General features: G+C 68.7%; 12 protein-coding genes. 5 read left to right on the top strand and 7 right to left on the bottom strand.

Features of this window, described 5'->3' with window-relative positions; translation table 11 throughout:
• Positions 1 to 19 precede the first annotated feature (19 nt).
• Entirely contained in the window at positions 20 to 910 is an 891-nt protein-coding gene (locus tag ABT304_RS23305; RefSeq protein WP_350718867.1) for a coiled-coil domain-containing protein, read from the top strand.
• Between the two features lie 14 nt (positions 911 to 924).
• Here the strand turns inward: ABT304_RS23305 and ABT304_RS23300 are convergent, their stop codons facing one another.
• Positions 925 to 1,452 carry a GNAT family N-acetyltransferase gene (locus ABT304_RS23300; RefSeq protein ID WP_350718865.1) on the bottom strand — a complete coding sequence of 176 codons (528 nt, stop codon included), beginning with the start codon at positions 1,450 to 1,452 and terminating at the stop codon, positions 925 to 927.
• A gap of 194 nt (positions 1,453 to 1,646) precedes the next feature.
• On the opposite strand from ABT304_RS23300, the gene ABT304_RS23295 reads away from it, so the two are divergent.
• On the top strand, positions 1,647 to 2,981 hold the full coding sequence (locus tag ABT304_RS23295) for a glycoside hydrolase family 10 protein (RefSeq protein ID WP_350718863.1): 1,335 nt from the start codon (positions 1,647 to 1,649) through the stop codon (positions 2,979 to 2,981).
• A 396-nt stretch (positions 2,982 to 3,377) separates the two neighbouring features.
• A complete protein-coding gene (locus ABT304_RS23290) occupies positions 3,378 to 4,673 on the top strand; it encodes an HNH endonuclease (protein WP_350718861.1) in 1,296 nt (431 codons plus the stop codon).
• Positions 4,674 to 4,693: 20 nt separating this feature from the next.
• On the opposite strand, the gene ABT304_RS23285 is transcribed toward ABT304_RS23290, so the two are convergent.
• Genes ABT304_RS23285 through ABT304_RS23265 form a run of 5 tightly spaced genes read right to left on the bottom strand, consistent with a single transcriptional unit; the run spans position 4,694 to position 9,042 of the window.
• Positions 4,694 to 5,389 (bottom strand): GOLPH3/VPS74 family protein, encoded by a 696-nt coding sequence (locus ABT304_RS23285; RefSeq protein ID WP_350718964.1) that lies wholly within the window; start codon positions 5,387 to 5,389, stop codon positions 4,694 to 4,696.
• Positions 5,390 to 5,394: 5 nt separating this feature from the next.
• Positions 5,395 to 6,267, bottom strand: a complete 873-nt coding sequence (locus ABT304_RS23280; RefSeq protein ID WP_350718859.1) for a metallophosphoesterase — start codon at positions 6,265 to 6,267, stop codon at positions 5,395 to 5,397.
• A complete protein-coding gene (locus tag ABT304_RS23275) occupies positions 6,264 to 6,737 on the bottom strand; it encodes a hypothetical protein (RefSeq protein ID WP_350718857.1) in 474 nt (157 codons plus the stop codon). Before ABT304_RS23275 ends, ABT304_RS23280 begins: the two co-directional genes overlap by 4 nt.
• Complete coding sequence (locus ABT304_RS23270) at positions 6,734 to 8,203, bottom strand: FGGY family carbohydrate kinase (protein ID WP_350718856.1); 1,470 nt, start codon at positions 8,201 to 8,203, stop codon at positions 6,734 to 6,736. Before ABT304_RS23270 ends, ABT304_RS23275 begins: the two co-directional genes overlap by 4 nt.
• Entirely contained in the window at positions 8,200 to 9,042 is an 843-nt protein-coding gene (locus tag ABT304_RS23265) for a DUF1028 domain-containing protein (protein ID WP_350718854.1), read from the bottom strand. Before ABT304_RS23265 ends, ABT304_RS23270 begins: the two co-directional genes overlap by 4 nt.
• A 189-nt stretch (positions 9,043 to 9,231) precedes the next feature.
• Between ABT304_RS23265 and ABT304_RS23260 the strand changes: the two genes are divergently transcribed.
• The gene (locus ABT304_RS23260; RefSeq protein ID WP_350718852.1) at positions 9,232 to 10,650 is read left to right on the top strand and encodes an APC family permease; all 1,419 of its coding nucleotides are present in this window, start codon (positions 9,232 to 9,234) and stop codon (positions 10,648 to 10,650) included.
• Between the two features lie 110 nt (positions 10,651 to 10,760).
• Positions 10,761 to 12,101, top strand: a complete 1,341-nt coding sequence (locus ABT304_RS23255; RefSeq protein WP_160024356.1) for a class II 3-deoxy-7-phosphoheptulonate synthase — start codon at positions 10,761 to 10,763, stop codon at positions 12,099 to 12,101.
• Here the strand turns inward: ABT304_RS23255 and ABT304_RS23250 are convergent.
• A complete protein-coding gene (locus tag ABT304_RS23250; protein ID WP_350718850.1) occupies positions 12,098 to 12,568 on the bottom strand; it encodes a GNAT family N-acetyltransferase in 471 nt (156 codons plus the stop codon). The two genes, ABT304_RS23255 and ABT304_RS23250, sit on opposite strands and share 4 nt — an antisense overlap.
• Positions 12,569 to 12,571: the final 3 nt, after the last annotated feature.

The following is a 12,571-nucleotide window of genomic DNA, read 5'->3' as shown; positions in this document are numbered from 1 at the left end:
ACGTGCTGAGATGGCGGACATGAGCGACGAACCTGCCACCGAGCTGCTCGACATCGCGGCCGAGCTCTACGGGCTGCCGCTGGCCGACTTCACGCCGGAGCGCGACGCGCGGGTCAAGAGCCTGAAGGGCACGCCGCTGGCGGGTCCGGTCAAGGCGCTGAAGAAGCCCTCGACCGCGGCGTGGGTGGTGAACCTGCTGGTGCGCTACGAGACCGAGCAGGTGGAGCAGGTGATCTCGGTCGGCGCCCTGCTGCGCGAGGCACAGACGGGCATGGACGCCGCTCAGCTGCGAGAGCTCACCAAGCAGCGCCGCCAGCTGACCGCGGCGGTGACGACCCGTGCCCGCGGGCTGGCGCGCGAGCACGGTCTCCGGGTGACCGAGGCGGTCGCGACCCAGGTCGAGGCCACCTTGACCGCGGCCATGATCGACGAGTCCGCCGCTCAGGCCGTACGCAGCGGCCTGCTCGTCTCCGCACTGGCCGCCACCGGGGTCGACGCCGTGAACACGGCGTCCGCCGTCGCTCTTCCGGACGCCCTGGGCTTCGAGGTCCCCGAGGTCGTCCCGCCTCCTCGGGAGCCGCTGCGGGCCGTCCCGGACCTGCCCGACACCGCCGCCCTCGACGAGGCCCGGGAGGCGCTCACGGAGGCCGAGTCCGCGCTCTCCGGTGCGGAGGAGCAGCGCGACAAGGCGATGTCGGCCTTCAAGGATGTCGAGGCGAGGTCGCTCCAGGTGAAGTCGGAGATCGACGAGCTACGCCGACGGCTGGCGGATCTGGAGTCGACCGCCGCCGACGTCGACGACGAGCTCACCGAGGCGGAGGACGCCCGCGACTCCGCCGAGCACGCGGTCGCGGAGGCCGCCGCTGCTCGCGTCTCCGCAGCCGCCGAGGTGGAGCGCCTCGGCGGATAGGGCCGGTCGCCGGCTCAGATGCTCTTCCGCATCCGGACCAGCGGGACGGGTGCGCCGCCACGGTCATCGGTGATCCGCTCGACCGGTTCGAAGCCGTACGCGGTGTAGAGCGGCTCGCCGGAGAGGGTGCCCATCAGCTCGAGCGTGGTGAAGCCCTCCGCTGATGCGGCGCGCTCGCAGAGGTCCAGGATCAGCCGGCCCACGCCGCGTCGGGCGAAGGCCGGGTTGGTGTACATCGCCCGGACCCTGGCCGGGTCCGTCTTCGGGTCGAGGAGCTTCGGCTCGCGGCCCGGGGTGTGGTCGCCGCCGTAGAGCGTCGCCCTCCTGCTCCAGCCGCCGCAGCCGGCGATCTGGTCGTCCTCCTCGACCACGAAATAGGTGCCGTCCTCGATCAGCTGGGTGTCGATGCCCATCACCGTTCGGCTCGAGGTGATCTGGGCCGCGGTCAGGAATCCCTTCTGGAGCTCTCCGATCGACACGTTCATGATCTCCGTCAGGGCCGGGATGTCTTCGTGGGTCGCGATGCGGTGGGTGAAGGGCACGTGTCACAGCGTGTCATGACACTGCGGTCTCGCTGCCGGGCGGGCGGAAACAGGAATCCTGTGTGAGGTAAGTCACGCCAATTCGGCTGAATCTATTGACGCTATAAAACGATGTCGATAACGTTTTCCAGCGAGTTCGCGCGAGCTCTGAGGTACCACCGACCACCTTTCATTCCGGGAGAACAGGATCGATGATGACCCGAGTTCGTGTCAGACCCCTGCACGCCATGAAGGCCCGAGGAACCGCCGCCTTCACCACGCTCGCCGCCCTGGTGATCACCAGTGGCATCGCCATCACTGCCGTCGCCGGACCCGCTCGGGCCGACGGCTCCACCCTGCAGGCAGCCGCGGCCGAGTCCGGCCGCTACTTCGGCACCGCCATCGCCGCGAGTCGGATGTCCGACTCGCAGTACACGACCATCGCGAACCGCGAGTTCAACATGATCACCGCCGAGAACGAGATGAAGATGGACGCGACCGAGCCGTCGCCGAACCAGTTCAGCTTCTCTGCCGGCGACCAGATCGCCAACTGGGCGATCCAGAACGGCAAGCGGGTCCGCGGGCACGCGCTGGCCTGGCACTCCCAGCAGCCGGGCTGGATGCAGAACATGGAGGGCAGCGCGCTTCGCAGCGCGATGCTCAATCACATCGCCGGGGTCGCCGGCCACTACCGCGGCAAGATCTACGCCTGGGACGTGGTGAACGAGGCCTTCGAGGACGGCTCCTCCGGCGCCCGCCGCAACTCCAACCTGCAGCGCACCGGCAACGACTGGATCGAGGCCGCCTTCCGCGCCGCCCGCTCCGCCGACCCGAACGCGAAGCTCTGCTACAACGACTACAACACCGACAACTGGAGCCACGCGAAGACGCAGGCCGTCTACAACATGGTCCGCGACTTCAAGTCGCGCGGCGTACCCATCGACTGCGTCGGCTTCCAGGCCCACTTCAACTCGGGCAACCCGGTGCCGAGCAACTACCACGTCACGCTGCAGAACTTCGCCGACCTGGGCGTCGACGTACAGATCACCGAGCTCGACATCGCCGGCTCCGGCACCTCGCAGGCCGAGCAGTACCGCGGTGTGACCCAGGCCTGCATGGCTGTGACCCGCTGCACCGGCATCACCGTCTGGGGCGTACGCGACACCGACTCGTGGCGGGCCTCGGACACCCCGCTGCTCTTCGACGGCTCCGGCAACAAGAAGCTCGCCTACGGCTACGTCCTCGACCAGCTCAACACCGCGGACGGCGGGTCCACGCCACCGGCGGGGAGCTGCACGGTGAGCGTCACCCGGACCGAGTCCTGGAACGACCGGTTCAACACCGTGTTCACCGTCAGCGGCACCGATGACTGGGTGGTCCGGATCAGCACCGGCTCGGGCCAGAGCCTGCAGAACTCCTGGAACGCGAGCATCTCCGGTACGTCGGGAACGCTCACCGCCACACCGAACGGCAGCGGCAACCAGTTCGGGATCACGCTCTACTCGGGCGGCAACACCACTACACCGACCGCGACCTGCACCGCGGCCTGATCGCTACTAGGCGGGGCCTCGGCCGTGGTTCGCGACCGAGGCCCCGCTCGGCTGTTGGTTGAGCCGCGACCAACACGGTCGTTCTCACATTGGGCTCGTTGAGGGGCTGAGGAGGGCTCTTTTAGCGACTGCTCGTCGTTTCGGGGTTCGCCGCCGACCCTTGCTTTGAGTGTTTCTCGATCGTGCGCCGCGTCAAGGACGCCCTTCGGGCGCCGGCTTCGCCGGCCGCTTCGCGGTCCTTGACTCGGCACCCGATCGAGAAAGATTTCGCCTGTATCGGGGCGGCGGCGAGAGAGTGGCGCGGAGTTCACGTTACTTGTTCGCTGACCGCATAACATGGATTTGACCTGCTTAAATAGGTAGCATCCTGGTGCAGGCTCGCATATAATAAGACCCATGTACGACACCATCGACCGCCTCCTCGCCGGGCCGCCTGCGGGTGCGTCCGAGGCTGAGCTGGTCGACTGGATCGCGCGTCTTGAAGAGGTCAAGTGCACCGCCGAAGCCATCCAAGCCGAAGCAGCGGTACGCCTGGATGAAGCGGTCCGGGTCCGCCAGGCCGAGGCCGGGGTGCCCGCCCGCAAACTCGGTGAGGGCGTGGCCTTGCAGGTTGCGCTGGGGCGGCGGGTCTCGCCCGAGAAGGGCTTCAAGCTCCTCGGGCTCGCCAAGGTTCTGATCGCGGAGATGCCGCATACCTTCGCGTTGATGAAGGCCGGTCGGTTCTCCCAATGGCAGGCCACGATCCTGGCCCGCGAGACCGCCTGCCTCTCGCTCGATGACCGTCGGGTCATCGACTCCGAACTTTGTGCCCCCGGGCCGGACGGTGAACCTGCTCGGGCGGTGTCGATGGGGTTGCGGCAGCTCGAGAACGCCGCCAAGAAGCTCGCCATCACCCTCGACCAAGCCTCCGTCGTCGCCCGGGCCGCGAACGCCGTGAAAGACCGCCGCGTCAGTCTGCGGCCGGCACCGGACACGATGACCTGGCTCGGCGCGCTGTTGCCGGTCAAGGACGGCGTCGCCGTCTTCGCCGCCCTCGATCAGGCCGCCAAGGCTGCCGCGGCTGCCGGGGACGAGCGCACTAGGGGTCAGGTCATGGCCGACACGCTCGTTGACCGGATCACCGGCCGCAGCACCACCGGCGCGAAGCCGCGGATCGAGGTCAAGATCGTGATGACCGCCGACTCCCTCGCCAACACCAACGATCAGCCCGCCATGGTCGAGGGCTACGGACCCGTCCCCGCCGCCTGGGCCCGCGACGCCCTCAACGACGCGGACGTATTCGTGCGGCGGCTGTTCACCGACCCCGCCGGTCAGCTGGTCGCGATGGAATCCCACTCCAGGAAAGCCCCCGAGGGGCTGGCCGAGTTCATCACCACCCGCGACGGCGGGATCTGCCGCACCAACGGCTGCGACGCCCCGATCCGCAACATCGACCACGCCCAACGCCACGCCGACGGCGGCACCACCAGCACCGAGAACCTCCAAGGGCTATGCGAGCGATGCAACCAGGCCAAGGAAGCCCTCGGCTGGCAGGCCAGACCAGGACCAGATGGCAGCATCATCACGATCACACCCACGGGCCACATCTACACGAGCCCACCACCCGATACCTGGAGACAGGACCCGCCAACGCTGTCCCGGGCGGAGCTCATCCTGCGCGATGTGCTACTGGACTACGACCTCGCCGCGTGAGGGCGCTGCGCAGTGCCACGTCACCACCCAGCGTCGCCTTCGCCATTGAATCCTTGGGTGGGACTCTCGCCGCGGGGTGGATTTCCCCGTCCGCTGTCAACCGATCGCAATGCAGTCCGGACGGCTGCGGACGCCCAACTACCTCTCGCGATCGCCTTTGCCCTTCGACGGAGAGCGGTCGGACTGCCGTTGGCGGGCGTGGGGAGCTGGTCGACCACATTCAGCACGGACAGGAAGGCGATGAGAACGCCGGTTCGTGGCTCGGGCGCGGAGTCGCGGACGAGCTCGCTCATGACCCGCAGCTGGAGCGTGTCCTTGCGCTCTCGATCTGCGACAGGCCAAGTCACGGGGACGGCGAGGAAGGAGGCGTGCTCCTTACGCGCCAAGTGGCCCTGGGAGACCAAACCTGCGGCCAACTGCTCGAACCTGCCAGCACCGATGGACAGAGCAAGCGGCAGCGGCGCTCCGGACTCTTCCGCGACGCGGTCGAAGGCATCGCGCAACGGTTGCGACGACGACGGCCGCCGGTCCGGGACGGCGCGAAGCATCGTCTGCCGCATAAGGTGCTTATCGGACGCGACGGCACCATCGAGCGCGAGCTCGGCCAGAAGCGCTCCTCCGACGACCACCGCGGCGGCTCGGCTAGTCCGAACCTTCGGCGGCATCCTTCCGGCGTCGTCGAGAGCCAGGAGAATCAATTCCTCCGCTATCAGCATCAGGTTCACTCCTCCTCTGCGACGTCTTCCCCAGATGCGGGGTCGTAGAGGTAGACCTGCTCGCCCGCACGGGGGTCGCGGGCGGAGAGCACGTGGAAGGTGGGGGAGGCCGGGTCGGCGAGGTCGACCACGCTCGCGCCGGCACCGAGCACGCCGCGTACGAGATGCGGGGGAGCGGTGGTGTCGATGCGAGTGACGATGCCGGGGGTCACCCAGACGGGTATGCCGGCGAGGAATCCGCTGACCTGGAAGTGCAGGTGTCCGGTGAGGATGGCGCGTACGTCGCTGCTCCGCACCACCCGGCCGAGGGCGGAGATGTTGCGGAGGACGACATCGGCGACGTAGGGGACCGAGGCGAGGTGAAGCGGCGGATGATGCAGGACGAGGACGGTGCCGTCGCGTACCGGAGCGGCCAGCTCGTCGGCGAGGCAGGCCAGCTGGTGCTCGTCGAGGAAGCCGTGGGTCTTGCCCGGAACCAGGCTGTCGATGGTGATGACCCTGAGCTCACCCAGGTGGCTGACCGCCGCGCACAGGTCCGAGTCCGGGTCCAGCAGCCGGCCGCGGTCGCTCCCGTCGGGATCGCGATGTCCGCTGCCGAGCACCTCGCGGAACGGGCCACGGGCATCGTGGTTGCCCGTCGAGTAGAGGTGCGGGATGCCGCGCTCGGCCGCGAACGCACCCACCCGCTCCAGGACGGAGCGGCAGCCCGCAGCCGATCCGTCGTCGGCGATGTCGCCGCTGACCACGACGGCGTCCAGGCCGGGCAGGTGGCGGGCGTCGTGCAGGATGCGCTCCAGCGCGGCGACGGCGTCGACACCGTCCATGTCGATGCCGGTCGCGGAGACGTGGGTATCGGAGAGATGCAGGATCCGGGTCACGTGGTGAAGGCTGCCATGAGGACCTCGGCGACGCCGTCGTTCTCGCTCAGGACGGCGACGTCCAGGTAGTGGGCGTCGATCTTGTCCCCGACCTGGGTGAGGTCGACCTGGGCACAGGCGACCGCGTCGTCGGTGCAGCCGGCCCCGTCCAGCACCGGCGAGCCGGGTAACCGGGCGAGCCAGGTGTCGAGCTCGGCCCGGGGGACCGTCATCGCGCCCTCGATCTGCCAGTCCTGGAACCCGATGTAGGTGCAGCTTGCCGCGGAGGTCCCGTCCGGCAGGTCCGGCGCTCCCACGGCATGCGCGAGATCGACGCAGTCGGCCGGCTGGTCCTCCGCCGCCTCGCGCAGGTCGGTGCCCACCCGGGCGACGACCAGCGCGATGACCGCGACCAGCCCCGCGACGACGAGCAGCGTGCCCACCATGAGCGTCCACGCCCACCAGGGAAGCCCGCGCGGCGGACTGCTCATGCCCACTGTCGGGAGCGCTCGACCGCCCGGGTCCAGGAGGCGTACGCCTCATCGGCCGCATCGCGACGCGACGCGTCGGGGGAGAAGGTGAGGTCCAGGGCCCAGGTCTCGCGGATCTCGTCGAACGAGGACCACACACCGACCCCGAGGCCGGCGAGGAAGGCCGCACCGAGACCCGTGGTCTCGACGTGGCGAGGGCGAGAGACGTCGACCCCGAGCTGGTCGGCCTGGAGCTGGCACAGCAGGTTGTTGGCGGCCGCGCCGCCGTCGACGTTGAGCGAGGCGACGGGCGTCGGCATGGTCGCCATCACGTCACGTACCTCGAAGGTGATCGCCTCCAGGGTCGCCCGCACGATGTGGGCGCGGGTGGTGCCACGGGTGATGCCGATGATCGTGCCGCGGGCGTCGGGGTCCCAGTGGGGCGCGCCGAGGCCGGTCAGGGCGGGCACGAACACGACGCCCTCGGATGTGGCGACGGTGCTCGCCAGGGCCTCGGTCTCCGCGGCCGAGCCGATGATCTGCAGGCCGTCGCGCAGCCACTGCACCGCGGCGCCGGTCACGAAGATCGAGCCCTCGAGGACGTAGGTCACCTCTCCCGACGGTGACATCCAGCCGGGGGAGGTGAGCAGCCCGGACTCCGACCGCTGCGGGGTGGTGCCGGTGTTGGTCAGCACGAACGAGCCGGTGCCGTAGGTGCACTTGGAGTCGCCCACCTCGAACGCGGCCTGTCCGAACAGCGCCGCCTGCTGGTCCCCGGCCACTCCGGCGATCGGCAGCGAGAGATCCAGGAAGGAGCGCGGGTCGGTGACCACGCCCTCGCCCCAGTTGGGACCGATCTCCGGAAGCGCGTCGCGCGGCACCCCGAACAGGTCGCACAGCTCGTCGGACCAGTCGTTGGTGTTGATGTCGAACAGCAGCGTCCGCGACGCGTTCGAGACGTCGGAGACGTGGTGCATGCCGCGGGTCATCCGGGCGATGAGGTAGGAGTCGACGGTGCCGATCGCATAGCGCCCCGACTCCACGTGCGCCCACGTGTGCGGCTCGTTCTCACGGATCCAGGCCAGCTTCGTCGCGCTGAAGTAGGGATCCAGGCGGAGCCCGGTCAGCTCCCGGACGCGGGCGTCGTGCTCGGCCATCGAGGCGCACATCGCGGTCGTACGCCGGTCCTGCCACACGATCGCCCGCCGCGGTGACCCCAGGGTCTCCCGGTCCCACAGCACGACCGTCTCGCGCTGGTTGGTGATCCCGATTCCGACGAGGTCGTCCTTGCCGTGGGCCGCGAGGACCGTACGGCACGCCTCCAGGGTCGCCTGCCAGATCCCCTCCGGCACGTGCTCGACCCGGCCCGGGCTGGGGAAGTGCTGGTCGAACTCCTCATAGCCCCGCGCCGCGACCTCGCCCTTCTCGGTCACGATCAGGGCGGTGACGCCGGTGGTGCCGGCGTCGATGGCGAGGATCGCGCTCACTTCGGCGTCCTGACGATGTCGAGGATGCGCCGGTCGATCCAGGACAGGTCCTCCGCCACCCGCATCTCGTAGTTCTCGGTGGCGACCCAGGCGAGGAAGCCCGAGGCGCCCTGCGCCGCGGCGTACGTCTCCACCTCGGCCTCGATCTCGGGGGTGACCTGCACCTTCTCGCCCTCGGTCGACGCGGTCAGGTAGAAGTCGCTGAGGTCCAGGAGTCGCTTCAGCTCGGTGATCGGCGCCGCGTGGTCGTCGACCCGGAGGTCGGCCGCGATGTCGTCGTTGCCGCCGTAGCCGGCCTCCTCGCGCACCACCAGCAGGGCCGCGCTCTGCCGGCCGCGGCTGTCGCCGCCGGCCTCGTCGCCCGCGGCCAGGGCCGCCAGCAGCCGGTGCTGCAACGGCTCCTCGGGCCCGGAGGCCAGCCAGGCGGCCTCCATCGCCTCGACCACCTCGGGGCCGGTGAGGATGTTGCCCTGGATCGCGTACGCGCCATCCTCGGTCGAGCCGGTCCGGCCACCCGCCCAGGCGAAGCAGGACGGTCCGGTGTGGGACGCGGCGTTGCCGTCGACGTCGACGATCCCGACCTGACGGTGGTCCCGTCGCTCGTCCTCCTCCAGCAGCCTCTCGAGGGCGACCGAGGCGGTCGCACCGTCGTCGAGGTGAGCGAGCGCGAGACCCTTGTAGGCGACGTTGGCCTCGGCCTGGGTGGCGATGGCTCCGACTCCCGCGACGGCGGCCGGGACGGCCGATCCGACAGCGAGGAACTTCGAAGCGACGGCCACACCCCAGGTGGGCTCCCCGGTGCCTGGATCGACTGCTCGGGCGACGATGGAGAAGGTCATGGCGTGACCCTATCCACGAAATTTCGTCCGGTTACGGCGTGTTGACGAATTGTCGTACACCTGACGGCGAGGTTGGGCTTTGATTGAGGGATCCCTTCATCCCAATTTCGGAACTGAGTTTCGAACGTGACCAGGAAGGACATCATGACAACCCTGGCGAAAGAAGAAACACCCGAGTTGAAGAGAGTGATGGGGCCCTGGCTCCTGCTGCTCTTCATCGTCGGTGACATCCTCGGAGCGGGCGTCTATGCCGTCACCGGGACCATGGCCGGCTACGTGGGCGGCATCCTGTGGCTGCCGTTCCTGCTCGCCTTCGTGGTGGCCACCATGACGGCGTACTCCTACTTGGAGCTGGTGACCAAGTATCCGAGCGCTGCCGGCGCCGCGCTCTACACGCACAAGGCGTTCGGGTTCCACTTCCTCACCTTCATGGTGACCTTCGCGGTCGCCTGCTCGGGCATCACCAGCGCGTCGACCTCGGCCAACACGCTGGCGCAGAACTTCTTCGGCGGCCTGGAGATCAACGGCTGGATGGACGCGCCCAGCGAGGGCGTCGTCACCCTGGTCGCGTTGGGCTTCATGGTCCTGCTCGCGCTGATCAACCTGCGCGGCGTGGGCGAGAGCGTGAAGTTCAACATCGTCCTCACCCTCGTCGAGATGGTCGCCCTGTGCATCGTCATCGGCGTCGGCTTCTACGTGATCGCCCAGGGCGAGGCCGACATGGCCGAGCTGATCTCCTTCGACGACTACAACGACATGGGCGTGGTCTTCGCGGTCACCGCCGCGACCTCGGTGGCGTTCTTCGCGATGGTCGGGTTCGAGGACGCCGTCAACATGGTCGAGGAGACCAAGGAGCCGGAGAAGATCTTCCCGCGCACCATGTTCATGGGCCTGGGTGCGGCCGCGCTCCTCTACATCCTGGTCGCGGTCTCGGTCGTCAGCGTCCTGTCTCCCGGAGAGCTCGAGACGATCCGTGAGTCCGAGGGCCGGGCCCTGCTCGAGGTGGTCGCCAAGGGTGCTCCCGACTTCCCGATCGACAAGGTGTTCCCGTTCCTGGCGGTCTTCGCCGTCGCCAACACCGCGCTGATCAACATGCTGATGGCCAGCCGGCTCGTCTACGGCATGGCCAAGCAGCGGGTGCTGCCCAAGCAGCTGGGCGCGGTCCTGCCCAGCCGCCGTACGCCCTACATCGCCATCATCTTCACCACGGTGCTGGCGCTCTGCCTGATCTGGTACGTCTCCAGCGACCCGGACAGCAACATCGTCTCCAACCTCGGCTCGACGACCGCGCTGCTCCTGCTGTGCGTCTTCGCGATCGTCAACATCGCCTGCGTGGTCCTGCGCAACCGACGTGCCGACACGGACAAGGCGTTCTTCACCGCGCCGAGGTGGCTGCCGCCCATCGCCGCGATCCTGTGCATCTACCTGGCCGGCCCGTGGGTCGACCGCGACGGGATCGTCTACGAGATCGCCGGCGGCCTGATGGTCATCGGCGTGATCCTGTGGGCCATCACCTGGCTCATCAACAAGTTCGCCAACAAGGACGACGAGCCGCCCCACTTCCAGGACATCGAGCACATGGACGTAAACCCGGAGGACGACAAGTAACCGGGTGACTTCGGTCAGGGCCGGCCTACGTTCTCTCGAGGACGTACGCCGGCCCTGCCGTGTCTGAGATGACTTCGTAACAACCGGGTGATCCGCGTACCCTGAGGCTCGTGAACGACGCCTTCCCCTCCCTCGAGCAGCTGCACGCCATCGGAGCCCTTCAGCAGCCGACCTATTCCGACCCGGCCGCGCTGGCCGCGGCGGTCGAGAAGCTGAGGAACCAGCCGCCGCTCGTCTTTGCGGGGGAGTGCGACCAGCTCAAGAGCTCGATCGCCGCCGCCGGCCGTGGTGAGGCGTTCATCCTGCAGGGCGGCGACTGCGCCGAGGTCTTCGCCGAGGCGACCGCCGACAACACCCGCAACAAGCTGCGCGTGCTGCTGCAGATGGCAGTGGTCCTGACGTACGCCGCCTCCGTCCCGGTCGTGAAGATCGGCCGGCTCGCGGGGCAGTACGCCAAGCCGCGCTCCTCCGACACCGAGACCCGCGACGGCGTCACGCTGCCGGCCTACCGCGGCGACGCCGTCAACGGCTTCGAGTTCACCGAGGAGTCCCGCATCCCCGACCCGCAGCGCCTGCTGGACGTCTACCACGCCTCCTCCTCGACCCTGAACCTCGTGCGCGCGTTCACCACCGGTGGCTACGCCGACCTGCGCCAGGTGCACACCTGGAACTCCGAGTTCGTGCGCAACTCGCCCGTCGGCGCGAAGTACGAGGCGATGGGCTCTGAGATCGAGCGCGCGATCGCGTTCATGGAGGCCATCGGCGCCGACCCGGAGGAGTTCCACCGGGTCGACTTCTACTCCTCCCACGAGGCGCTGCTGCTCGAGTACGAGCACGCGATGACCCGCATCGACTCGCGCACCGAGACGCCCTACAACGTCTCCGGCCACTTCGTCTGGATCGGTGAGCGCACCCGCCAGCTCGACGGCGCCCACGTCGAGTACTTCCGCCACCTCAACAACCCGATCGGCTGCAAGCTCGGCCCCACCGCGACCCCCGACGACGCGCTCGCACTGGCCGCCAAGCTCAACCCGAAGAACGAGGAGGGCCGGCTCACCTTCATCACCCGCTTCGGTGCGGGGAAGGTGCGCGACGGGCTGCCCGGGCTGGTCGAGAAGATCACCGCCGAAGGCGTCAACGTCACCTGGATCTCCGACCCGATGCACGGCAACACCTTCTCCACCTCCAACGGCTACAAGACCCGCCGCTTCGAGGACGTCCTCGACGAGGTCCAGGGCTTCTTCGACGTCCACCACGCCCTCGGCACCGTCCCCGGCGGCATCCTCGTCGAGAACACCGGCGACGACGTCACCGAGATCATCGGCGGCGGCGAGGAGCTCGACGAGGCCGGTCTCGTGCACCGCTACGAGTCCGTCGTCGACCCGCGCCTCAACCGCGTCCAGTCGCTCGAGATGGCATTTCAGGTCGCGGAGATGCTACGTAATCGTTAGCACTCTCGGGCCCAGGCGAGCTGCATGATCTCGTCGCCGTCGTGGAGGATGCTGCGGTTGTGGGTGTCGGTGAAGCCGGTGCGCTCGTAGAGGCGCTGGGCGCGCCGGTTGTCGGTGCGGGTCCAGACGCTGAGGCCCTCCCAACCGCGTGACTGGAGGTCGCGGATCATCTCGGTGCCGACGTGGGAGCCCCAGACGGCTGGGTCGACGAAGACCATCGAGATGTGGCCGTAGCCGGGAAGTGGTACGCCGTCGACGAGATAGGTCTCGGCCACCAGCATCCCCGCCGGGCGGGTGCCGTAGTGGGCGAGCAGCGCCAGCTCGGCGGAGTCCAGCTTCTCGCGGACGCGGCGGACCCGGGCCTCGGTGGCGGTGCGCCGGCGGGCGGCGTTGGCCGCCCGCCAGACGTCGAGCGCAAGGTCGCGCTGCTCGTCGCTGCTGATCTCGGCGACGATGATCCTCGGCATCTA

The sequence above is a fragment of the Nocardioides sp. NPDC000445 genome, from assembly GCF_040300245.1.
In the GTDB taxonomy this organism is placed as follows: Bacteria; Actinomycetota; Actinomycetes; order Propionibacteriales; family Nocardioidaceae; genus Nocardioides.
Note: the sequence above shows the minus strand (reverse complement) of the source record. Positions and strands in the feature narration are given on the sequence as shown.